Source organism: Rhizobium sp. BK650 (assembly GCF_014195325.1).
Classification (GTDB): Bacteria; Pseudomonadota; Alphaproteobacteria; order Rhizobiales; family Rhizobiaceae; genus Rhizobium.
The window spans coordinates 150,865-174,001 of the sequence record NZ_JACIBK010000008.1; the positions used below are offsets into that span (position 1 = coordinate 150,865).

The 23,137-nt window shown below is 60.2% G+C and carries 25 protein-coding genes; 23 read left to right on the forward strand and 2 right to left on the reverse strand.

All coding sequences use genetic code 11. The features are described from left to right. Positions 1-3: 3 nt before the first annotated feature. Positions 4-933, reverse strand: a complete 930-nt coding sequence (gene hemC, locus FHX15_RS19965; protein WP_184400095.1) for a hydroxymethylbilane synthase — start codon at positions 931-933, stop codon at positions 4-6. A 72-nt stretch (positions 934-1,005) separates the two neighbouring features. Here hemC and tsaD point away from each other — a divergent pair, with 72 nt between their 5' ends. The 5 genes from tsaD to FHX15_RS19990 are packed head-to-tail and all read left to right on the forward strand — an operon-like array spanning position 1,006 to position 4,477. Then, a complete protein-coding gene (gene tsaD / locus FHX15_RS19970; RefSeq protein ID WP_184400096.1) occupies positions 1,006-2,103 on the forward strand; it encodes a tRNA (adenosine(37)-N6)-threonylcarbamoyltransferase complex transferase subunit TsaD in 1,098 nt (365 codons plus the stop codon). Continuing rightward, complete coding sequence (locus FHX15_RS19975) at positions 2,100-3,083, forward strand: NAD(P)H-dependent glycerol-3-phosphate dehydrogenase (protein ID WP_184400097.1); 984 nt, start codon at positions 2,100-2,102, stop codon at positions 3,081-3,083. Before tsaD ends, FHX15_RS19975 begins: the two co-directional genes overlap by 4 nt. Before the next feature lie 9 nt (positions 3,084-3,092). Continuing rightward, entirely contained in the window at positions 3,093-3,386 is a 294-nt protein-coding gene (locus FHX15_RS19980) for a YciI-like protein (RefSeq protein WP_184400098.1), read from the forward strand. A gap of 5 nt (positions 3,387-3,391) precedes the next feature. Then, positions 3,392-3,823, forward strand: a complete 432-nt coding sequence (locus FHX15_RS19985; protein WP_184400099.1) for an EVE domain-containing protein — start codon at positions 3,392-3,394, stop codon at positions 3,821-3,823. Between the two features lie 6 nt (positions 3,824-3,829). Next, positions 3,830-4,477: a class I SAM-dependent methyltransferase gene (locus tag FHX15_RS19990; protein WP_184400100.1), complete on the forward strand. Its 648-nt coding sequence runs from the start codon at positions 3,830-3,832 to the stop codon at positions 4,475-4,477. Here FHX15_RS19990 and FHX15_RS19995 read toward each other — a convergent pair. Further along, positions 4,474-4,968 (reverse strand): hypothetical protein, encoded by a 495-nt coding sequence (locus FHX15_RS19995; RefSeq protein WP_184400101.1) that lies wholly within the window; start codon positions 4,966-4,968, stop codon positions 4,474-4,476. The two genes, FHX15_RS19990 and FHX15_RS19995, sit on opposite strands and share 4 nt — an antisense overlap. 302 nt (positions 4,969-5,270) lie before the next feature. Here FHX15_RS19995 and sdhC point away from each other — a divergent pair, with 302 nt between their 5' ends. The 18 genes from sdhC to lpdA all read left to right on the forward strand — a co-directional run bounded on the left by sdhC (position 5,271) and on the right by lpdA (position 23,103). Beyond that, on the forward strand, positions 5,271-5,663 hold the full coding sequence (gene sdhC, locus FHX15_RS20000) for a succinate dehydrogenase, cytochrome b556 subunit (protein WP_184400102.1): 393 nt from the start codon (positions 5,271-5,273) through the stop codon (positions 5,661-5,663). Positions 5,664-5,674: 11 nt separating this feature from the next. Beyond that, positions 5,675-6,055 (forward strand): succinate dehydrogenase, hydrophobic membrane anchor protein, encoded by a 381-nt coding sequence (sdhD, locus tag FHX15_RS20005; protein WP_184400103.1) that lies wholly within the window; start codon positions 5,675-5,677, stop codon positions 6,053-6,055. A gap of 7 nt (positions 6,056-6,062) precedes the next feature. Beyond that, positions 6,063-7,904, forward strand: a complete 1,842-nt coding sequence (gene sdhA, locus FHX15_RS20010) for a succinate dehydrogenase flavoprotein subunit (protein ID WP_184400104.1) — start codon at positions 6,063-6,065, stop codon at positions 7,902-7,904. Between the two features lie 15 nt (positions 7,905-7,919). Beyond that, entirely contained in the window at positions 7,920-8,699 is a 780-nt protein-coding gene (locus tag FHX15_RS20015) for a succinate dehydrogenase iron-sulfur subunit (RefSeq protein WP_184400105.1), read from the forward strand. A 127-nt stretch (positions 8,700-8,826) separates the two neighbouring features. After that, positions 8,827-9,117, forward strand: coding sequence for a DNA polymerase beta superfamily protein (locus tag FHX15_RS31050; protein WP_246779009.1), 291 nt, complete (start codon positions 8,827-8,829; stop codon positions 9,115-9,117). 248 nt (positions 9,118-9,365) lie between these two features. Continuing rightward, positions 9,366-9,872 (forward strand): protease inhibitor Inh/omp19 family protein, encoded by a 507-nt coding sequence (locus FHX15_RS20025; RefSeq protein WP_184400243.1) that lies wholly within the window; start codon positions 9,366-9,368, stop codon positions 9,870-9,872. Between the two features lie 49 nt (positions 9,873-9,921). Continuing rightward, positions 9,922-11,085, forward strand: a complete 1,164-nt coding sequence (gene zapE / locus FHX15_RS20030) for a cell division protein ZapE (RefSeq protein WP_184400106.1) — start codon at positions 9,922-9,924, stop codon at positions 11,083-11,085. Positions 11,086-11,258: 173 nt separating this feature from the next. Beyond that, on the forward strand, positions 11,259-12,221 hold the full coding sequence (gene mdh, locus FHX15_RS20035; protein ID WP_112571905.1) for a malate dehydrogenase: 963 nt from the start codon (positions 11,259-11,261) through the stop codon (positions 12,219-12,221). Positions 12,222-12,257: 36 nt separating this feature from the next. After that, on the forward strand, positions 12,258-13,451 hold the full coding sequence (sucC, locus tag FHX15_RS20040) for an ADP-forming succinate--CoA ligase subunit beta (protein ID WP_184400107.1): 1,194 nt from the start codon (positions 12,258-12,260) through the stop codon (positions 13,449-13,451). Positions 13,452-13,459: 8 nt separating this feature from the next. Then, positions 13,460-13,951, forward strand: coding sequence for a DUF1579 family protein (locus tag FHX15_RS20045; protein ID WP_184400108.1), 492 nt, complete (start codon positions 13,460-13,462; stop codon positions 13,949-13,951). A gap of 13 nt (positions 13,952-13,964) precedes the next feature. Then, the gene (gene sucD, locus FHX15_RS20050; RefSeq protein ID WP_064707972.1) at positions 13,965-14,867 is read left to right on the forward strand and encodes a succinate--CoA ligase subunit alpha; all 903 of its coding nucleotides are present in this window, start codon (positions 13,965-13,967) and stop codon (positions 14,865-14,867) included. Between the two features lie 170 nt (positions 14,868-15,037). After that, a complete protein-coding gene (locus FHX15_RS20055; RefSeq protein WP_184400109.1) occupies positions 15,038-18,022 on the forward strand; it encodes a 2-oxoglutarate dehydrogenase E1 component in 2,985 nt (994 codons plus the stop codon). 15 nt (positions 18,023-18,037) lie between these two features. After that, positions 18,038-18,355 carry a YciI family protein gene (locus FHX15_RS20060; protein ID WP_184400110.1) on the forward strand — a complete coding sequence of 106 codons (318 nt, stop codon included), beginning with the start codon at positions 18,038-18,040 and terminating at the stop codon, positions 18,353-18,355. Positions 18,356-18,386: 31 nt separating this feature from the next. After that, complete coding sequence (gene odhB / locus FHX15_RS20065) at positions 18,387-19,643, forward strand: 2-oxoglutarate dehydrogenase complex dihydrolipoyllysine-residue succinyltransferase (RefSeq protein ID WP_184400111.1); 1,257 nt, start codon at positions 18,387-18,389, stop codon at positions 19,641-19,643. Positions 19,644-19,658: 15 nt separating this feature from the next. Beyond that, positions 19,659-20,399 carry a DUF4241 domain-containing protein gene (locus FHX15_RS20070; RefSeq protein WP_184400112.1) on the forward strand — a complete coding sequence of 247 codons (741 nt, stop codon included), beginning with the start codon at positions 19,659-19,661 and terminating at the stop codon, positions 20,397-20,399. Positions 20,400-20,413: 14 nt separating this feature from the next. Continuing rightward, the gene (locus FHX15_RS20075; protein WP_246779006.1) at positions 20,414-20,926 is read left to right on the forward strand and encodes a hypothetical protein; all 513 of its coding nucleotides are present in this window, start codon (positions 20,414-20,416) and stop codon (positions 20,924-20,926) included. Then, positions 20,923-21,675: an SDR family oxidoreductase gene (locus tag FHX15_RS20080; RefSeq protein ID WP_184400114.1), complete on the forward strand. Its 753-nt coding sequence runs from the start codon at positions 20,923-20,925 to the stop codon at positions 21,673-21,675. Before FHX15_RS20075 ends, FHX15_RS20080 begins: the two co-directional genes overlap by 4 nt. Positions 21,676-21,699: 24 nt before the next feature. Further along, the gene (gene lpdA / locus FHX15_RS20085; RefSeq protein WP_184400115.1) at positions 21,700-23,103 is read left to right on the forward strand and encodes a dihydrolipoyl dehydrogenase; all 1,404 of its coding nucleotides are present in this window, start codon (positions 21,700-21,702) and stop codon (positions 23,101-23,103) included. Positions 23,104-23,137 lie beyond the last annotated feature (34 nt).

Genomic DNA, 23,137 nt, shown 5'->3' on the forward strand with positions numbered 1-23,137 from the left:
AAGCTAGCTCCAGTCCTCGAAAAAGCTGCTGCCGGCTCTTGCGCGCACGTCCTGGCCGGCGCGGGTGCCGAGTGCTGCGGCATCGCGACGGTGGCCGTCGATCGTGATCGCATGCTGGCCGCGGCCGTCGGGAGTGAGGATGAGACCCGAGAAGCGGATATGATCGCCTTCGCAGACGGCGTAGCCTCCGATCGGCGTGCGACAGGAGCCGTCGAGGGCAGCTAGGAAGGCGCGTTCGCAGGAAACTGTGTCGAAGGTCAACGTGTCATTGATCGGCGCCAGCAATTCGTCGATCCTCGTATCGCCGATCCGGCTTTCGATGCAGATCGCGCCCTGGGCAGGTGCTGGCGGGAAGCTGTCGGGGTCGAGGATATCGGTGATCACCTCAACCTTGCCTAGCCGCTTGAGGCCGGCGAGCGCCAGAAGCGTCGCATCGACCTGGCCTTCCCGCAGCTTGCGCAGGCGCGTGTCCACGAGGCCGCGGAAAGTGATGACATTGATATCGGGCCGCATGCGGCGAATGAGCGCCTGACGGCGAAGCGAAGAGGAGCCAACGGTCGCTCCATGCGGCAGGTCGATCAGCTTCGGCGCAGTGCGTCCCACGACGGCGTCACGGATATCCTCGCGCGGCAGATAGGCTGAGAGATAGAGGCCTTCCGGCAGGACTGTCGGCATGTCCTTGCTCGAATGTACGGCGAGGTCGAGATCGCCGGTGACGAGCTGTTGTTCCAATTCTGCTGTAAAAAGTCCCTTTCCGCCGATCTCGGCCAATGACCGATCGGTGATCCGATCACCCTTGGTCGTCAGCACGACGATTTCGAACATCTCCCCCGGCAGATTATGGGCAGCCATCAGCCGGTCGCGGGCCTCGTGCGCCTGCGCGAGAGCCAATGGGCTGCCGCGCGTGCCGATCCGGAAAGGTTTTGTTTGCATCCGCTTTGATCCGTTGTTACCGGAGTTCTCGTAAACACGTTTAAACCCTATCGCAATGAACGAACAGGTTTCATGGCTCCCTTTCTGCGCATCCTCGGCATCGAGACAAGCTGCGACGAGACCGCCGCTGCGATCGTCGAGCGCGATGCCGAAGGCCGCTCCAACGTGCTGTCGGATGTCGTTCTTTCCCAGCTGGACGAGCACAGCGCCTATGGGGGAGTGGTTCCGGAAATTGCTGCGCGCGCCCATGTCGAGGCGCTGGATGAATTGATCGATGAGGCCTTGAAGCGCGCCAATGTGTCGCTCTCGGATGTCGATGCGATAGCCGCAACGTCAGGCCCCGGTTTGATCGGTGGCTTGCTGGTGGGGCTCATGACCGGCAAGGCGATCGCCAAGGCGGCCGGCAAGCCACTTTATGCCGTCAATCATCTCGAAGGTCATGCGCTGACGGCGCGGCTGACGGATGGGCTTTCCTTTCCCTATCTCATGCTGCTCGTTTCTGGCGGCCATACGCAACTCATCCTCGTGCGGGGTATCGGCGAATATGAACGCTGGGGCACGACGATCGACGATGCTCTGGGGGAAGCCTTCGACAAGACGGCGAAGCTGCTCGGTCTTCCCTATCCTGGCGGGCCGGCCGTGGAGCGGATGGCGAAGGACGGCAATGCCGGTCGCTTCAATTTCCCGCGGCCGCTGGTTGGCGAGGCGCGGCTCGATTTTTCTTTCTCCGGCCTGAAGACCGCCGTAAGGCAGGCGGCGACCGAGATCGCGCCGCTGACGGATCAGGATGTCGCCGATATCTGCGCCTCCTTCCAGAAGGCCATCTCCCGCACGATGAAGGATCGCATCGGCCGCGGCCTGCAGAGGTTCAAGGCGGAATTTCCGAACCTTCCGGAAAAGCCGGCCCTCGTGGTGGCCGGCGGTGTTGCCGCCAATCTGGAAATCCGCAGCACGCTGCAGGCGCTTTGCGACAAGAACGGCTTCCGCTTCATCGCGCCGCCGCTCCGGCTCTGCACCGACAATGCCGTAATGATCGCCTGGGCCGGGTTGGAACGCATGGCGAAGGGCGTTGCACCTGACGCTCTCGATGTGCAGCCGCGTTCGCGCTGGCCGCTCGATTCCAAGGCGGAAACCGTGCTCGGATCAGGAAAGCGGGGGGCCAAAGCATGAGCGAGCGCATCGCCGTCGTCGGGTCGGGGGCTTTCGGCACGGCTCTTGCGGCCGTGGTGGCCCTGACCGGGCGAAATTCGGCAATCCTTGTCGGACGCGACCCGGTGCTGATCGAGGACCTTAAGGCAGAGCGATTGCATGATGCTGTTCTGCCTGGCATCACACTGCCGGAAACACTGGAATTTTCTGCGGAAGCGGATGCAATCGGCGATGCGGACATCGTGCTCTTCGCCATGCCTTCTCAGGCACAGGCGGATGCCGCGCGGCAGTATGGTCCTTATCTGTCTAAGGATGCGATTGTCGTCACCTGTGCAAAGGGTATGGAGCGGCAAACCGGCGCGCTTCTGACCGACATGCTGGAGCGGGAACTGCCCAATCACCCGGTCGGTGTGCTCTCCGGTCCGGGTTTTGCCGCCGATATCGCCAAGGGGCTGCCGACGGCCATGGCAATCGCTGCTACCGATATGCATGTCGCCGAGCTGCTGGCGCAGGCGATTTCCGGCCGCACCTTCCGGCTCTATGCCTCGGCAGATCCGATCGGCGTGCAGCTGGGTGGCGCTTTGAAGAATGTGCTGGCGATTGCGTGCGGCATCGTCGAGGGCGCCGGAATTGGCGATTCGGCGCGTGCGGCGTTGATTGCCCGCGGGCTTGCCGAAATGTCGCGCTTCATCGTCGCCAAGGGCGGCAATGCCGATACGGCGCGGGGGCTATCCGGTCTGGGTGATTTGGTGCTGACGGCAACCAGCCATCAGTCGCGAAACCTGCGTTTCGGCATTGCGCTCGGGCGCGGCGAAAAGGCCGACCCTTCCCGCGGCGAGTTGGTGGAAGGGGCTTTTGCGGCGGCGGTTGCCTCGCGGCTTGCCGAAGAGCTCGGTGTGGAAATGCCGATCACCGATGCGGTTTCGGCAATCATCGAAGGCAGGCTCGGCATTTCCGAAGCCATCGAACAATTGATGACACGTCCGATTACGACCGAATAGGAGACAGACATGCTTTTTGCCCTTCTTTGCAAGGACAAGCCCGGCCATCTCAACGTGCGCATGGAAACCCGCCCCACTCACCTCGACTATCTCAACAAGCTGAATGCCGAAGGCAAGCTTGCTATGGCTGGCCCGTTCCTCGATGCGGAGGGCAAGCCGAATGGCAGCCTCGTTATGGTCCATGCCGAAACGGTGGAAGAAGCCACGGCGCTAGGCGCCGCAGACCCTTACGCACTGGCTGGTCTTTTCGAAAGCGTCGAAGTGAAGCCCTTCAATTGGGTCTTCAATAAGCCGGAGGCTTAAGCAGAATGGCGCACTGGCTTTACAAATCCGAGCCGGGAGCTTGGTCCTGGGAGCAGCAGAAGGCCGCCGGCGAGAAGGGCACGGAATGGACCGGCGTGCGCAATTATCTGGCACGCAACAACATGCGAGCCATGCAGATCGGCGACAAGGGTTTCTTCTACCATTCCAATGACGGGCTGGAGATCGTCGGCATCGTCGAGGTCTGCGCGCTCTCGCATCCGGATTCGACGGCGAAGGGCGATGACCGCTGGGATTGCGTCGATATCCGCGCGGTCATGGATGTACCGAAGCCGGTGACGCTGAAAGATATCAAAGCAAACGAAAAGCTGTCCAAGATGTCGCTTGTTACCTCGATGCGGCTTTCCGTGCAGCCGGTGACGGATGACGAATGGGCTGAGGTCTGCCGCATGGGCGGCTTCGACAAACCGCCTCGCTAAGCAGTCTTGAAGACCGATCCGGAAACCTTCATCCGCGCCAATACCAGCCTGCTTGTGCCGCCGCATGTGCCGGAGATCCAGCTCTATCTGGCGAGCGAAGTTCATGAGCTCTGGCTGAAGACCGAAGAGGAGTTGGAGGCAATCGGTCTGCCGCCGCCCTTCTGGGCGTTCGCCTGGGCGGGCGGGCAGGGGCTGGCGCGCTATGTTCTCGATCATCCTGAAACGGTTCGCTGCAAGCGTGTCCTCGATTTTGCGAGCGGTTCGGGACTAGTCGGAATTGCCGCAAGCAAGGCTGGCGCCGCCAAGGTTCTTGCCGCCGATATCGATCCGTGGTCGCAGACGGCGGTGTGGTTGAATGCGGCCGTCAATTCCGTCTCACTGGATTTCACCGGAGCTGATCTAATCGGTCAGAATGTCGACGCGGATGTGGTCCTTGCCGGCGACGTTTTCTACGACAAATCCTTCGCCGAAGCGCTGATTCCGTGGTTCGAGACGCTCGTGGCCGGGGGCAAGGACGTGCTGGTCGGAGATCCCGGACGCGCCTATTTGCCAAAGGACAGGCTGGAATTCTGCGCCGTCTACGAAGTGCTCGTTACCCGGGCGCTTGAAGACAGCGAGGTCAAGAAGACGACGGTCTGGCGGTTCCGGCCTTAGGGTCGGATGACGCAGACATTGGCCTCGTAGGAACAGGGATCATCGGCAATGCCGACATCGATGACTTTGGCCTTCGGCGCGAGTTCGCGTGCCGGTTCGGCCACCCGATAATATCCGTCGCCGCCGATATAGGTGCCTCCATCAGTCTGATAGGCATAGGACGATCCGGCGTAGAGGCCGTTGCTCCCGTAATTCTGATCGTAGCTCTGGGGCTGGGACGCAATGACGACGATGTTGCTGCGGCTATAGCGGCTTGTCCCAGGATAGTTGAACTGCCTCAAAAAAGGGGTGCGGGGACGATAGCGGACAACGTTGTCGCCTCTGAAGTGCAGACCACTCTGCCAGTGAGTGCGCCTACCGAGGAAAACGCCGTCATTAAAGCCGTTATGGCGCGGAAAGCGATGATCGAACTGGCGCTCTCCGGCTATGGCAGGCAGCGCTGTCAGCACCGCAAAGAGAGCAAGGATGGTCTTGGGCAGACTGCGAAACATGGACCAAACTCCGGAACGCTAACAAATTGTTAACGCCAGATTGCGCCGAAAGGCCGATCTTGTCTACGCGGCCATAAGGCCAGCTTAAAAAATGAGCGATGGAGAGGAGTTTCGTGGTGTTGAAAACTTCCCGGTAACGCGAATCGATTAAATTAAAAGCAGGCAGCAATTATGCTTGTCGTCAGGGGTTTCGGTGATTAAACGTCGAGAATGATGCAACGCACACAGAATTTTGTCATTCGTGTGGTTGACTGAGAATGCCCCTGACATCAAGGGCAAAGAAAAGACGCCGCGAGGTTCTGATGGCGAATGTGACAAACCGGCCCCTGTCGCCGCATCTGCAAATTTATAAGCCAATCCCCACCATGGTTATGTCGATCGTCCACCGCGTTACCGGTGGCGCACTTTATGTCGGCACCCTGCTGATTGCTTGGTGGCTGATCGCGGCCGCCACCGGCCAGGCCTATTACGACTGGGCCAACTGGGTTCTTGGCAGCATTATCGGCAAGCTCGTCCTGCTCGGCTATACCTGGGCCTTGCTCCACCATATGCTCGGCGGCTTCCGCCACCTGATGTGGGATCTTGGACACGGTTTCGAGAAAGAATTCTCCACCAAGCTCGCCATCGCCAATGTTATCGGATCGCTCTGCCTGACCGTCCTGGTCTGGGTGCTCGGCTTCATCATTCGCTTTTAAAGGTCGCACTCATGGATATGCGCACTCCTCTGGGCAAGGTTCGCGGCCTCGGCTCCGCCAAGGAAGGCACCGATCATTTCTGGCGCCAGCGGCTGACGGCTGTCTCCAACATCCCGCTCATCATTTTCTTCGTCATCTTTATGATCGTGTATGCCGGCGCGCCTTATACGGATGTGGTTCGTGCTCTCTCGAACCCATTCGTCGCCGTCGTCATGGGTCTGATGGTCATCTCCGGCACCATTCACATGAAACTCGGCATGCAGGTCATCATCGAAGACTACGTTCACGGCGAGATCGGCAAGCTGCTGCTTCTGATGTTGAATACGTTCTTCGCGGTTCTGATTGCCGGCCTCTGTCTCTTCGCCATTCTGAAAATTGCATTCGTAGGATAACCGTATCATGGCAACGTCTTCACCCGCTCAGAATGGGAAGGCCTACAACTATGTCGACCATTCCTATGACGTAATCGTCGTCGGCGCCGGTGGCGCCGGCCTGCGCGCCACGCTCGGCATGGCCGAACAGGGCTTCCGCACGGCCTGCATCACCAAGGTATTTCCCACCCGTTCGCACACAGTTGCGGCCCAGGGCGGCATCGCCGCCTCGCTGCAGAACATGACGCCGGACAGCTGGCAGTGGCATCTCTACGACACTGTCAAGGGATCCGACTGGCTCGGCGATGTCGACGCCATGCAGTATCTCACCATGGAAGCGCCGAAGGCGGTCTATGAGCTGGAGCATTACGGCGTGCCCTTCTCGCGCAACGAGGAAGGCAAGATCTACCAGCGTCCGTTCGGTGGGCATATGCAGAACTTCGGCGAAGGCCCGCCCGTGCAGCGCACCTGCGCTGTCGCCGACCGTACCGGTCACGCCATTCTGCACACGCTTTATGGCCAGTCGCTGCGCAACAACGCTGAATTCTTCGTCGAGTACTTTGCGCTCGACCTGATCATGTCCGATGACGGCAGCCGCTGCACCGGCGTCGTCGCCTGGTGCCTGGACGACGGCACGATCCATCGCTTCGCCGCCAAGATGGTGGTGCTGGCGACCGGCGGTTATGGACGCGCCTATTTCTCGGCAACGTCAGCCCATACCTGTACCGGTGATGGCGGTGGCATGGTGGCCCGTGCCGGCCTGCCACTGCAGGATATGGAGTTCGTGCAGTTCCACCCGACCGGCATCTATGGTTCCGGCTGTCTCATTACCGAAGGCGCGCGCGGCGAAGGCGGCTATCTCGTCAATTCCGAGGGCGAGCGCTTCATGGAACGTTATGCGCCGTCGGCCAAGGACCTCGCCTCGCGCGACGTCGTTTCGCGTTGCATGACGTTGGAAATCCGCGAAGGCCGCGGTGTGGGCAAAAACAAGGACCACATCTTCCTGCACCTCGACCATCTCGACCCGGCCGTGCTGCATGAGCGCCTGCCAGGCATTTCCGAGAGCGCCAAGATCTTTGCCGGCGTCGATGTGACCCGCGAACCGATCCCGGTTCTGCCGACCGTCCACTACAATATGGGCGGCATTCCGACCAACTATTGGGGTGAGGTACTGAACGCCGACAGCTCCAATCCGGAACGCATCATCCCTGGCCTGATGGCCGTCGGCGAAGCCGGCTGCGCCTCGGTTCACGGGGCAAACCGTCTCGGCTCCAATTCGCTCATCGACCTCGTGGTCTTCGGCCGTGCCGCGGCTATCCGCGCTGGTGAGATCATTGACCGCGATGCACCGGTGCCGGCATTGAACCTTGCCGCCTGCGACAAGATCATGGATCGTTTCGACGGTCTGCGCCACGCTAGTGGCGGCACGCCGACGGCTGTGTTGCGCGAAAAGATGCAGCGCGCCATGCAGGAAGATGCGGCGGTATTCCGTACGCAGGAATCGCTGGAATCCGGCTGCCGCCGTCTTTCGGAAATCTGGGGCGAACTCAAGGATATCAAGGTCACCGACCGTTCGATGATCTGGAATTCCGACCTCGTCGAAACGCTTGAGCTGCAGAACCTGATGGCCAATGCCATCACGACGATCTACGGCGCAGAAGCCCGCAAGGAAAGCCGCGGTTCGCACGCCCGCGAAGACTACACGTCAGGTCCCTTCGCGGGCCGCGACGACGTCAACTGGCGCAAGCACACGCTAGCCTGGGTGAACGAGGCGGGCGACGTGAAGCTCGACTACCGGCCTGTCCACACCGACCTCATTGCAGACGGCATCGATCCCCACAAGATCGAGCCGAAGGCCCGCGTATACTGATTAGAGGAACCTGACATGGTTGAACTCGCTCTTCCCAAGAATTCCCAGATGCGCGAAGGCAAGGTGTGGCCGAAGCCAGCGGGTGCCAAGAACACCCGCGAGTTCCGCGTCTATCGCTGGAGCCCGGACGACGGCCAGAACCCGTCGATCGACACCTTCTACGTGGATATCGACGATTGCGGACCAATGGTCCTCGATGCGCTTCTGTACATCAAAAACAAGATCGATCCGACGCTGACGCTGCGCCGCTCCTGTCGTGAAGGCATCTGCGGTTCGTGCGCGATGAATATTGACGGCACGAACACGCTCGCCTGCACCAAGGGCATGGACGACATCAAGGGCGCGGTGAAGATTTACCCGCTGCCGCATATGCCTGTCGTCAAGGATCTGGTTCCGGATCTCAGCAACTTTTATGCCCAGCATCGTTCCATCGAGCCCTGGCTGAAGACAGTCTCGCCGACGCCCGCCAAGGAATGGAAGCAGAGCCATGAGGATCGTCAGAAGCTCGACGGTCTCTATGAGTGCATCCTGTGCGCCTGCTGCTCGACCTCCTGTCCTAGCTACTGGTGGAATGGCGACCGCTATCTCGGTCCGGCCGTCCTGCTGCAGGCCTATCGCTGGCTGATCGACTCCAGAGACGAAGCAACCGGCGAACGCCTCGACAATCTCGAGGATCCGTTCCGCCTCTATCGTTGCCACACGATCATGAACTGTGCGCAGACCTGCCCGAAGGGTCTGAACCCGGCCAAGGCCATTGCCGAAATCAAAAAGATGATGGTCGAGCGTCGCGTGTGAGCGTCAATACGACCATCCGAATTGAAGGCTTTGATCCTGAGGCGGTGGCCAAAATTCGTTTGCGGCTCGCCTCGGTCAGACGGCAAGGCATCCGCCTCAGTTTCGCGATCGAAAGCGGAAGCCGTGCCTGGGGCTTTCCTCGCCCGACAGCGACTATGATTGCCGCTTCGTCTATGTCCGCCCGGTCATCCACCATATCGGGCTGGTCTTGCATCGGGATGTGATCGAGTTCCGATCGTCGATGATATTGACACTGAAGGTTGGGACTTGCGCAAGGCGCCGCGGCTTGGCGGTGGCGAGCATCGATCACGAATTGCGCGAGGCAATCCATGATCTAGTGATGCTCAAGGCCAGGCTCGCGAGATGGGCGAGGGAATGCCGCCGGGCGTATCCGCTCTTTTCAGGCCGCATCAATTAAACGCTATGTAGACCTTGCCGAGCGTATCAAACCTGATCAGGAAGCGGAGAGTCTGGCACATCACCGTGCTGACATATTTTATCAGCAAGAAGTCCAGCGAAAGACTGGTTGAATTGTGCCGGTATCGTCATAGGTGTCACGAAGGCGTTTTGGGATTGTGCTGACTTGATTAACCAAATTGAAATACGGTAATCGAACCTTTAATTGAAATATCTCTGCGGTTGAGGCGGACATTCGGGAGCTTGATGATGCAGTTGCGATATGTGGTGACGGGTCTAACGGCCGCTCTGGCCTTGGCGGGATGCCAACGCACCTCATATGATTACAGCAGTAACAGTGCACCTCCGCCGCTGACGGCGCAGCCCGTCCCTTCCGTACAAGGCGGTCAGCTACCTCCGCCCGCCGGACAGTTTCCTGCCGCGCCAACCTCGACCGCCCCAACGGGCGGCGTTCAGCAGGGAGGTGCCGCGCCGACAGCCGCCATGGACGTTACCAAGGAATCGATGGTCGGGAGCTGGCGTGTCAACGGCACCTGCGACATGTTCCTGACGCTTACCAATCTCGGCAGCGGCTCGCGTGGCGGTACGCGCGGTTGCGTCGGCGAGCTGACGGCCATGGGTTCCTGGGAAGTTTCCGGCAAGCAGGTCCTGCTCAAGGATCGCAGCGGCAATCAGATCGGCTCAGTCTACAAGGTTGCAGACAACAGCTTCAACGGTCAGACTTCGACCGGCCAGCCGATCAACCTCAGCCGGTAAGACAATCCGGCGAGTTCCGCCGGTTATAAGCATAGGCGGACGAGCCCTCATGCAGCCAATGCCAGACTATTCGCTCAGCGTCACCGAGCAGCTCAAATCGCTGACCGCTTCGGGGACGCTGCAGATCGATTCCGCCCAGATGGATGTTGCCAAGTGTCTCGACCGGGTGCTTGCCGCTCTCAAACAGAAGCAGCCGGCGGCCAAGAGCAGTGCACTCGGCTGGCTGTTCGCCTCCAAGAAGAAGACCGAGGCTGGCATCAAGGGTCTCTATATCCATGGCAGCGTCGGGCGCGGCAAGACGATGCTGATGGACATGTTCTTCCACATGGCGCCCTGCCGGAAAAAGCGGCGCGCGCATTTCCATGAGTTCATGGCCGATGTGCACAATCGTATCGCCGCCCATCGGCAGAAGCTGAAGAGCGGCGAGACGAAGCAAGCCGATCCGATGCCGCCGGTTGCCGCTGCCCTTTTCGAGGAAGCAGAACTGCTCTGCTTCGATGAATTTACGGTCACCGACATCGCCGATGCGATGATCCTGTCTCGGCTGTTTTCCGAGCTTTTCGAACGCGGTTGCGTGCTGGTGGCGACCTCGAATGTCGAGCCCGACAACCTCTACAAAGATGGCCTCAATCGCGGGCTTTTCCTGCCTTTCGTCGCTCTCCTCAAGAAGCATGTCGAAATAGTCACGCTCGATTCGCCGACGGACTACCGGATGGAGAAGCTGAACAGCCAGCCGATCTATCTCATACCGATTGACGAGCGCACCGACATGGCGATGGAGGCCTCGTGGACGCAGGCGCTACATGGCCGGAAGGCCCAGCCGTTGGAAATCCCGATGAAGGGCCGAACGATCCATGTGCCGCTCGCTGCCGATCGCATGGCCCGCTTTTCCTTCGCCGATCTCTGCGACCGGCCGCTGGGTGCTGCCGATTTTCTCGCCATTGCCGAACGCTTCGAGACGGTCTTCCTGGATCACGTTCCGCTGCTCGGGCCTGAAAAGCGAAACCAGATCAAACGCTTCATCATTCTGATCGATACGCTCTACGATCATGGCGTCCGCCTTTACATTTCGGCCGCCGCTATGCCGGAGGATCTGCTTGTCGAAAGGCGGGGCACGGAAGGCTTCGAATTCGACCGTACGGCATCTCGGCTTTTCGAGATGAGAAGTGCGGAATATCTTAATGCGCATCACGAGCGGCGGGCCGCAGAGTAACGGTTTAGTGACAATTGATCTTACGTTTACGTAAGAATTTTGATATCTAAACGATTGAAATTGCTACATCAAAAATAATCGATTGCCATTTTTCGGCTTTAGGTCTATGCGATTTCGGCATTGGGCGACGCCCTCGCTCGCCCGCCGGATTTTGATCGCAAAGGAAAAGCGAAATGGCGCGTAACAAGATCGCACTCATCGGTTCTGGCATGATTGGTGGCACGCTGGCGCATCTCGCCGGCCTGAAGGAGCTGGGCGACATCGTCCTCTTTGACATTGCTGACGGCATTCCCCAGGGCAAGGGTCTCGACATCGCACAGTCCTCCCCGGTCGAAGGCTTCGATGCTAACCTGACCGGTGCCAGCGACTATTCCGCGATCGAAGGTGCAGATGTCTGCATCGTCACTGCCGGCGTTCCGCGCAAGCCGGGCATGAGCCGCGACGACCTCCTTGGCATCAACCTCAAGGTCATGGAGCAGGTTGGCGCCGGCATCAAGAAATATGCCCCGAACGCTTTCGTCATCTGCATCACCAACCCTCTCGACGCTATGGTCTGGGCGCTGCAGAAGTTCTCCGGCCTTCCGGCCAACAAGGTCGTCGGTATGGCCGGCGTTCTCGACTCCTCGCGCTTCCGTCTTTTCCTGGCCAAGGAATTCAACGTTTCCGTTCAGGACGTCACTGCTTTCGTCCTCGGTGGCCACGGTGACACGATGGTGCCGCTCGCCCGTTACTCGACGGTCGCCGGTATTCCGCTGACCGACCTCGTCACCATGGGTTGGGTCACCAAGGAACGTCTCGAAGAGATCATCCAGCGCACCCGTGACGGCGGCGCCGAAATCGTCGGCCTGCTGAAGACCGGTTCTGCCTATTACGCTCCGGCCGCTTCGGCGATCGAGATGGCCGAATCCTACCTCAAGGACAAGAAGCGCGTTCTGCCCTGCGCTGCCCATCTCTCGGGCCAGTACGGCGTCAAGGACATGTATGTGGGCGTTCCCACCGTCATCGGTGCTGGCGGCGTCGAGCGCATCATTGAGATCGATCTCAACAAGACCGAGAAGGAAGCCTTCGACAAGTCCGTCGGCGCCGTTGCCGGTCTCTGCGAAGCCTGCATCAACATCGCGCCTGCCCTGAAGTAATCGGCGCGCTGACCCAATCGAAATAGGGATAAACCCATGAACATTCATGAATATCAGGCCAAGGCTCTCTTGAAGAGCTATGGTGCGCCGGTTGCGGAAGGCGTTGCAATCCTCAAGGCTGATGAAGCCGAGGCTGCCGCCAAGTCGCTTCCCGGTCCGCTCTACGTGGTCAAGAGCCAGATCCATGCCGGCGGCCGTGGCAAGGGCAAGTTCAAGGAGCTTTCGCCTGAAGCCAAGGGCGGTGTTCGCCTAGCCCGCTCGATCGAAGACGTTGTTGCCAATGCCAAGGAAATGCTTGGCAATACGCTGGTGACCGCCCAGACTGGCCCCGCCGGCAAGCAGGTCAACCGTCTCTACATCGAAGACGGCGCCGATATCGCCCGCGAACTCTACTGCTCGCTGCTAGTCGACCGCTCGGTCGGCAAGGTCGCTTTCGTCGTTTCGACCGAAGGCGGCATGGACATCGAGGCTGTTGCCCACGACACGCCGGAGAAGATCCACACGATCGCTATCGATCCGGCTGCCGGCGTTACCGCCGCCGACGTCGAGGAGATCTGCAAGGCACTGGCTCTCGACGGCGCTGCCGCCGAAGATGCCAAGTCGCTCTTCCCGATCCTCTATAAGGCCTTCGACGAGAAGGACATGTCGCTTCTCGAAATCAACCCGCTGATCGTCATGACCAACGGCCACCTGCGCGTTCTCGACGCCAAGGTTTCCTTCGACGGCAACGCGCTCTTTCGCCATGACGACGTCAAGGCGCTGCGCGACGAGACCGAAGAAGACACCAAGGAAATCGAGGCCTCCAAGTGGGATCTCGCCTACGTGGCGCTTGACGGCAACATTGGCTGCATGGTCAACGGCGCCGGCCTTGCCATGGCGACGATGGACATCATCAAGCTCTACGGCAAGGAGCCGGCGAACTTCTGCGACGTCGGCGGCGGCGCCGGCAAGGAGAAGGTTGCTGCGGCCTTCAAGATCATCACGGCTGACCCCAAGGTCGAAGGCATTCTCGTCAACATCTTCGGCGGCATCATGAAGTGCGATGTCATTGCCGAGGGCGTCATTGCCGCGGTCAAGGAAGTCGGCCTCAAAGTTCCGCTCGTCGTTCGTCTCGAGGGCACCAACGTCGAGCTCGGCAAGAAGATCCTGAACGAGTCGGGTCTGGCGATCACGGCTGCCGACGATCTGGACGACGCAGCCAAGAAGATCGTCGCGGCGATCAACGGTTGAGAACGGTCATGGCCTTCCAGTCCACGCCTACTGCTGCTCATCTCCGCCTGGACGCCTTTGCCGGCGTCTGGGAAGGGGAAGAGCATGTCGCGGCTTCGGCCTGGACGAAGGAAGGCAAGGCCAGCGCTTCGCTGTCCGGCGAGGCGCTGTTCGGCGGGTTCTTCGTCGAACAGTCCTACCGGCAGATGCGCGACGGCGAAGTTTCCTTCGAAGCCCGCAATGTTTTCGGCTTCGATCGTTCGGACCAGAGCTACAAGCTCTACCAGTTCGACAGCGTCGGTTTTGCTCCGCCCTCGCCGGCTTCCGGTGAGTGGAACGGCAACGAGCTTGTGCTGATGAAGACTTCGCCGCGCGGCAGACAGCGCACCATATTCACATTTGAAAATGAAGACTGCTACCGGATGGGCGTCAGCTTTTCGCCTGCAGGCAGCGATACTTGGCAGGAGGTCGTCAGCGGCATCTATCGTCGCGCGTCCCTCACGTCTTCCAACCTCTCCTAAACAAAGGCCTCGCATGTCCATTCTCGTCAACAAAGACACCAAGGTTCTGGTTCAGGGCCTAACCGGCAAGACCGGCACGTTCCACACCGAACAGGCGCTTGCTTACTACGGCACGCAGATGGTCGGCGGTATCCATCCGAAGAAGGGCGGTGAAACCTGGACCGGCTCGAAGGGCGAAAGCCTGCCGATCTTCGCCACCGTTGCCGAGGGCAAGGAAAAGACCGGCGCCGACGCGACTGTGATCTACGTTCCGCCGGCAGGTGCAGCCGATGCGATCATCGAAGCGATCGATGCCGAGATCCCGTTCATCACTTGCATCACCGAGGGCATCCCGGTCATGGACATGGTTCGCGTCAAGGCTCGCCTCGACCGCTCGAAGTCGCGTCTTCTCGGCCCGAACTGCCCCGGCATCCTGACGCCGGAAGAATGCAAGATCGGCATCATGCCGGGCTCGATCTTCCGCAAGGGTTCCGTCGGCATCGTTTCCCGCTCCGGCACGCTGACTTATGAGGCCGTCTTCCAGACCTCCAATGAAGGTCTCGGCCAGACGACGGCTGTCGGCATCGGCGGCGACCCGGTCAAGGGTACGGAGTTCATCGACGTGCTGGAAATGTTCCTCGCAGACGAAGCCACGACCTCGATCATCATGATCGGCGAAATCGGCGGCTCGGCTGAAGAAGATGCAGCCCAGTTCCTCAAGGACGAAGCCAAGAAGGGCCGCAAGAAGCCGATGGCGGGCTTCATCGCCGGCCGTACGGCGCCGAAAGGCCGCACCATGGGCCATGCCGGTGCTGTGGTTTCCGGGGGCAAGGGCGACGCGGAATCGAAGATCGCCGCAATGGAATCGGCCGGCATCAAGGTGTCGCCGTCTCCGGCTCGCCTCGGCAAGACGCTGGTTGAAGTCCTCAAGGGCTAAGCCAACTTATATATCCCGGGCAGAGGAACGGCATCCTGGCCTCCGCCCGGTTCTCCACTTACTCAATGCGGATGCGCCGCGGACAGGCGGCGATCGGAATGCGGCAGCCGGCGATGAAGCCGGCAAATTCATCTAAGTCAGGAGGCGGACGGAAGCGTCCGCGTATCACCATGGCACGGCAAGAAGCCAACGAGCAATTTCAGATCACCTCGTTTCTGGATGGCGCTAATGCTGCCTATATCGAGCAGCTCTACGCCCGTTATGAAGACGATCCCAACTCGGTCGACGATCAGTGGCGGTCCTTCTTCAAGGCGCTGGAAGACAATCCCGACGATGTGAAGAAGGCGGCCAAGGGCGCTTCCTGGCGCAAGAAGAACTGGCCGTTGCAAGCAAGCGGCGATCTCGTCTCGGCGCTCGACGGCGACTGGGGCATCGTCGAAAAGGTTATCGAAACCAAGGTGAAGGCGAAGGCCGAAGCCGCCGGCCAGCCGGCAGGCGCCGCCGACGTGCTGCAGGCGACGCGCGATTCCGTTCGTGCCATCATGATGATCCGTGCCTATCGCATGCGCGGCCACCTGCACGCCAAGCTCGATCCGCTCGGTATTGCCGCTCCGGTTGAGGATTATCACGAGCTTTCGCCGGAAAATTACGGTTTCACCTCTGCCGATTACGATCGCAAGATCTTCATCGACAACGTGCTCGGCCTCGAATACGCGACCATCCGCGAGATGATCGAGATCCTCGAGCGCACCTATTGCTCGACCCTCGGCGTCGAATTCATGCACATCTCCAATCCGGAAGAAAAGGCGTGGATCCAGGCGCGCATCGAAGGTCCGGACAAGGGTGTTGCCTTCTCGGCTGAAGGCAAGAAGGCGATCCTCGCCAAGCTGGTCGAAGCCGAAGGTTACGAACAGTTCCTCGATGTCAAGTTCAAGGGCACCAAGCGCTTCGGCCTCGATGGCGGCGAATCGCTAATCCCGGCGCTCGAACAGATCCTGAAGCGCGGTGGTTCTCTCGGCCTCAAGGAAGCCGTGTTCGGCATGGCCCATCGCGGTCGTCTGAATGTGCTCTCCCAGGTCATGGGCAAGCCGCACCGCGCTATCTTCCACGAGTTCAAGGGCGGTTCCTACGCACCCGACGAGGTCGAGGGTTCCGGCGACGTGAAGTATCATCTGGGTGCTTCCTCCGACCGCGAATTCGACGGCAACAAGGTGCACGTCTCGCTGACGGCGAACCCCTCGCACCTCGAAATCGTCGACCCTGTCGTCATGGGCAAGGCTCGCGCCAAACAGGACATGAGCGCCACCGTCTGGGACGGTGACATCATTCCGTTGTCCGAACGCTCCAAGGTTCTTCCGCTTCTGATCCACGGGGATGCAGCTTTCGCCGGCCAGGGCGTCATTGCTGAAATCCTCGGCTTGTCGGGGCTGCGCGGCCATCGTGTCGCCGGCACGATGCATGTTATCATCAACAACCAGATCGGCTTCACCACGAATCCGGCCTTCTCGCGCTCGTCGCCCTATCCGTCCGACGTTGCGAAGATGATCGAAGCGCCGATCCTGCACGTCAACGGCGACGATCCCGAAGCCGTCGTCTATGCCGCGAAGATCGCGACGGAATTCCGCATGAAGTTCCACAAGCCTGTCGTGCTCGACATGTTCTGCTACCGTCGCTATGGCCATAACGAAGGCGATGAACCATCCTTCACGCAGCCGAAGATGTACAAGGTTATCCGCGGCCACAAGACGGTCCTGCAGCTCTATGCAGACCGTCTCGTCCGCGAGGGCCTCGTCACCGATGGCGAAGTCGAAAAAATGAAGGCTGACTGGCGCGCGCATCTCGAGCAGGAATTCGAGGCCGGCCAGCACTATAAGCCGAACAAGGCTGACTGGCTGGACGGTGAATGGTCCGGTCTTCGGACCGCAGACAATGCCGACGAGCAACGCCGCGGCAAGACTGCTGTGCCGATGAAGACACTCAAGGATATCGGCCGCAAGCTGTCCGAAATTCCCGATGGGTTCAACGCGCACCGCACCATCCAGCGTTTCATGGAAAACCGTGCCAATATGATCCAGAGTGGCGAAGGCCTCGACTGGGCGATGGCGGAAGCACTCGCTTTCGGCTCGCTTTGCGTCGAAGGCCACAAGATCCGCCTTTCCGGTCAGGATTGCGAGCGCGGCACTTTCTCGCAGCGTCATTCGGTTCTCTACGATCAGGAAACGGAAGAGCGTTACATTCCGCTGGCAAACCTGTCGCCGACGCAGGGCCGTTACGAAGTCATCAACTCGATGCTTTCGGAAGAAGCCGTTCTCGGCTTCGAATACGGCTACTCGTTGGCCCGCCCGAATGCGTTGACACTCTGGGAAGCCCAGTTCGGCGACTTCGCAAACGGTGCCCAGGTCGTCTTCGACCAGTTCATCTCGTCAGGCGAGCGCAAGTGGCTGCGTATGTCGGGTCTCGTCTGCCTGTTGCCGCACGGTTATGAAGGTCAGGGTCCCGAACACTCGTCCGCCCGTCTGGAGCGCTATCTCCAACTCTGTGCGGAAGACAACATGCAGGTCGCCAACGTTACGACGCCGGCGAACTATTTCCATATCCTGCGCCGTCAGCTGAAGCGTGACTTCCGCAAGCCGCTGATCCTGATGACGCCAAAGTCGCTGCTGCGCCACAAGCGTGCCGTATCGACGCTTGCGGAATTGGCCGGCGAATCTTCCTTCCATCGTCTCCTTTGGGACGATGCCGAGGTCATCAAAGACGGGCCGATCAAGCTGCAGAAGGACGCCAAGATCCGTCGCGTCGTCATCTGCACCGGCAAGGTCTATTACGACCTGCTGGAAGAGCGCGAAAAGCGCGGCATCGACGACATCTACCTTCTGCGCATCGAGCAGCTCTATCCGTTCCCGGCCAAGGCGCTCATCAACGAGTTGTCCCGCTTCCGCAACGCCGAGATGGTCTGGTGCCAGGAAGAGCCGAAGAACATGGGCGCATGGTCGTTCATTGACCCGTATCTGGAATGGGTCCTTGCCCATATCGACGCGAAGTACCAGCGCGTTCGTTACACGGGCCGTCCCGCAGCCGCTTCGCCGGCAACGGGCCTGATGTCCAAGCATCTGTCGCAGCTCGCCGCGTTCCTCGAGGATGCGCTGGGCGGCTAACCAAAGGGGGACGCGATGGCATATTTCTTCATGAGACTCGTGCCGCCGCGCCCGACATTCCCGCATGACGGGACCGGGGAGGAAATGGCGGCGATGAAGCGCCATGCCGAATATTGGCACCAGCACGCCCTTGCGGGATCGGCGATTGCCGTCGGTCCCGTCTTCGAGGCTGGAGGGGCTTTCGGCATTGCGGTCGTCGAGGTTGCGGATCAGGCGGCAGCCAAGGCGCTTGCCGACGCGGACCCGATCATCACTTCCAGCTTCGGTTTCCGTTTCGATATCTCCCCAATGCCCTCAATCATTCTCCGGCCGCAGACCGGGACCGCTATCTAACACGATAACAAGCACAATCAGGATTTGAACAATGGCCACAGAAATCCGCGTTCCAACACTCGGTGAATCCGTCAGCGAGGCAACCGTCGGCACCTGGTTCAAGAAGGTCGGCGACGCCGTGAAGGCTGACGAACCCGTTCTCGAGCTTGAAACCGACAAGGTGACCATCGAAGTTCCGGCCCCGGCTTCCGGCACGCTTTCGGAAATCGTTGCTCAGGCTGGCGAGACGGTTGGCCTCGGCGCGCTTCTCGGCCAGATCGCTGCAGGTGCGGCTGCCGCTGCTGCTCCTGCTGCCGCAGCTCCGGCAGCAGCAACCGCGGCTCCGGCCCCGACGCCTGCTGCGCCTGCCGCATCGGCTGCTGCCGCTGCTACTCCGTCCGCTTCCGTCTCGTCCATGCCGCCGGCTCCGGCTGCTGCAAAGATGCTTGCAGAAAACAACCTCTCGGCCGATCAGGTCGATGGCAGCGGCAAGCGCGGCCAGGTCCTGAAGGGTGATGTCATTGCTGCAGTCGCCAAGGCTGCCGCAGCACCGGCGGCTGCGCCTGTTGCGCCTGTTGCAGCGCGCGGTCCGTCGACGGTGGAAGACGCCGCTCGCGAAGAGCGCGTGAAGATGACGCGCCTGCGCCAGACGATCGCCAAGCGCCTCAAGGATGCACAGAACACGGCCGCCATGCTGACCACCTATAACGAGGTGGACATGAAGGCCGTCATGGACCTGCGCAACAAGTATAAAGATGTCTTCGAAAAGAAGCATGGCGTGAAACTCGGCTTCATGGGCTTCTTCACCAAGGCTGTCACGCATGCGCTCAAGGAACTGCCGGCCGTCAACGCCGAGATTGACGGCACCGACATCATCTACAAGAACTACTGCCACGTCGGCATGGCTGTCGGCACGGATAAGGGCCTTGTCGTCCCGGTCATCCGTGACGCCGACCAGATGTCGATCGCCGAAATCGAGAAGGAACTCGGCCGCCTTGCGAAGGCAGCCCGCGACGGTTCGCTCTCAATGGCCGAGATGCAGGGCGGCACTTTCACCATCACCAATGGCGGCGTCTACGGTTCGTTGATGTCCTCGCCGATCCTCAACGCCCCGCAGTCGGGCATCCTTGGCATGCACAAGATCCAGGAGCGTCCGGTTGCGATCGGGGGCCAGGTCGTCATCCGGCCGATGATGTATCTGGCGCTTTCCTACGATCACCGCATCGTGGACGGCAAGGAAGCCGTGACCTTCCTCGTGCGCGTCAAGGAAAGCCTGGAAGATCCGGAACGTCTGGTTCTGGACCTCTAAGCGGAGCGATCTGCCATGCGAGACCGGATCATGCGAGCGGCGGGCGCAGTATTCTGCGCCACGACTGCCTTCATCCCGGTCTCGGCTTTTGCCTTTGATGTGAACAAGGCGAGCAGCAATTTCGACCTCGTGTCGCTCAGCGATGCGGAGCTTTCGGCACGCTCCATCAAGACCGTCGACATGGGCAATGTCGAGCTCACCTCGGGCCGTATCGTTGCCGCCGATCCCCTGGCACAGCCGGACCGGCCGGCATTGGCAAAAACGGTTCCTGCCGGCGAGTATCCGGTGCGGCTCTATGAGGCGTTCGGACGGGTTGCGGCTGCAAGCATGCGCTTTGCCGAGGGCAAGCCCGATCATTGGGAGCTTGCGACCGTTCCCGGTCAGGACGTAGCTACGCTGAGGGATGACGAGATTTTCGGCTACCCCGTCGATGCAGGCCTCGGCAGCTACATGGATGCCGACACGCTCGATCTGATCGGGGAGCGCGAGCAGCAGGTACAGGTTCAGAAGCCCGATTCCGACGCGAATTATTATGACGACGTGCTCGCCCCGGAGCTCGATGGCAACAAGGGTGTCTATGCCTTGCACCGGCCGGTGGCCGGCAAGAAGGGCAATGTCGCGATCTTCTGGAGCGGCTCGGGCGACGGCTTCTATCCAGTCTTCTGGGGTATGGACAAAGACGAGCATCCACTGGTGCTGCTGACGGATTTCCAGGTCATCAAGAACGCTGACGGGCGCAGAAAGCCGAGCCTATAATGGGTGGGGAACATATGGCGATAAAACGGAAAGGTCTGGCAGCGATCGTGATGGCCGCACTGTCCTGGGTGCCGGTTTCCGCCATCGCTGCCGAGTGCAAGCAGGCCAGCGCGATCTATAGAGATCGTGACGGTGCCTATGAACTGCGCTTCTCGCCGATTACCTCCGAGGCCATGGCCTCGACCCATCAGTTCAAGCTCAGCGCGTTGAAGAGCCCTGTCGTCATGAATGGTTATGTCATGTCCTCTGACGATCCGGAGCGAACTATGGGTATGGTGATGTTCAACTGCCCGGATGGCGATGTCACCGGCGCCGATCTCGATGCCTGCATGGTCTGGCAGGGTTTCGTCTATCGCGCAAGCGCTGGTGGAGGGCTCGACAATCTTCAGTCCGGGGACAGCCCGGCGGCGGAAAAGATCGTCTTTCCCGGCCTCGGCCCGGCGATACGCCAGTCTTCAGCTTGGGGTGACGGCAAGGCAAAGGTCGCGCCGTGGGATGTCCTCGATTTCAAAGGATGCGCACAATGACTGATGGTCCCGTTCTGCTCGTGACCGGCGGCAGCCGCGGCATTGGTGCTGCCGCGTGCTTGGTTGCCGCCCGCCATGGCTGGCGTGTCGCCGTGAACTACGCCTCTAATGAGGCTGCGGCAAATGTCGTCGTTTCGGAGATCAAGAAGGCCGGCGGCGACGCGATCGCCATCAAGGGCGACGTCGGCAATGCCGCCGATATCGTCTCGATTTTCGAGGCGGTCGACAAACATTTCGGGCGGCTGGACGGGCTGGTGAACAATGCCGGTATCGTCGATTACACCGCGCGTGTTGATGAAATGTCGGCTGAGCGCCTTGAGCGGATGATGCGGATCAACGTGACCGGTTCCATCCTTTGCGCCGGCGAGGCGGTGCGGCGCATGTCGACCGCGCATGGTGGGCAGGGCGGCGCGATCGTCAACATCTCCTCCATGGCCGCAGTGCTCGGCGGGCCCGCGCAATATGTCGACTATGCCGCCTCCAAGGCAGCCATCGATGCTTTAACCGTTGGACTTTCCAAAGAAGTCGCGGCTGAAGGCATCAGGGTGAATGCGATCCGGCCCGGCATCATCGAAACGGATATTCATGCCTCCGGCGGACAACCGGACAGGCCGAAAGAAATGGCGTCATCGATCCCGATGAAGCGAGCCGGGCAGGCGGAAGAAGTAGCCGATGCGATCGTCTATCTGCTTTCGCCTTCGGCATCTTACATAACAGGCGCGATCCTCAATGTGAGCGGCGGGCGCTAGTCAATAACGTAAAGGGAAAAAGCAATGTCCTATGATGTGATTGTTATTGGAACCGGCCCTGGCGGCTATGTCGCGGCAATCAAGGCTGCCCAGCTTGGCCTGAAGGTCGCGGTTGTCGAGAAGCGCGCCACTTATGGCGGCACCTGCCTGAATGTCGGTTGCATTCCTTCCAAGGCGCTGCTGCATGCTTCCGAAATGTTCCACGCAACGCATCACATGGAAGAGCTTGGCATCGAAATAGCCGCTCCCAAGCTCAATCTTGAAAAGATGCTGGCGCATAAGGATGCGACGGTAAAGTCCAACGTCGACGGCGTTGCATTCCTGTTCAAGAAGAACAAGATTGAAGCTTTCCATGGTACTGGCAAGATCGTCTCTGCCGGCAAGGTTTCTGTGACCGCCGAAGACGGCACGGTTCAGGAAATCGAAGGCAAGAACATCGTCATCGCCACGGGTTCCGACGTCGCCGGCATTCCCGGCGTGAAGGTTGATATCGATGAGAAGATCATCGTGTCTTCCACCGGCGCCATTGCGCTGGAAAAGGTGCCGGAAACGATGATCGTCGTCGGCGGCGGTGTCATCGGCCTCGAGCTCGGCTCGGTTTGGTCGCGTCTCGGCGCCAAGGTTACCGTCATCGAATTCCTCGACAAGATTCTTGGCGCGATGGATGCCGATGTGTCCAAGCAGTTCCAGCGCATGCTCGGCAAGCAAGGCGTCGACATCAAACTGAGTTCCAAGGTGACCGGCGTCGAAAAGGGCGACAAGGGCGCGAAGGTGACTTTCGAACCGGTGGCTGGCGGTGCTGCCCAGACGCTCGAAGCCGATGTCGTTCTGATCTCCACCGGCCGTATCCCCTACACGGCCGGCCTCGGTCTGGAGGAAGCCGGCGTCAAACTCGACAATCGTGGCCGCGTCGAGATCGACAGTCACTTCAAGACCAATGTCGAGGGCATCTACGCGATCGGCGACGTTGTAAAGGGGCCGATGCTGGCGCATAAGGCCGAAGACGAGGGCGTCGCGCTCGCCGAAATCCTCGCCGGCCAGCACGGCCATGTGAACTATGACGTCATCCCGAGCGTCGTCTACACGCAGCCGGAGGTCGCGTCCGTCGGCAAGACAGAGGAGGAGCTGAAGGCCGCAGGCATCGCCTACAAGATCGGCAAGTTCCCGTTTTCGGCAAACGGCCGCGCCCGCGCCATGCTGGCGACGGATGGTTTCGTCAAAATCCTCTCCGATAAGGAAACGGATCGTGTGCTCGGCGGCCATATCGTCGGCTTCGGCGCCGGCGAGATGATTCACGAGATCGCCGTGCTGATGGAATTCGGCGGATCGGCGGAAGATCTTGGTCGCACCTGCCATGCGCATCCGACCATGTCGGAAGCCGTGAAGGAAGCTGCACTTGCCGCCTTCTTCAAGCCGATCCATATGTAAGATTAAATATCAGCAATCATTTATAATGCCGCTT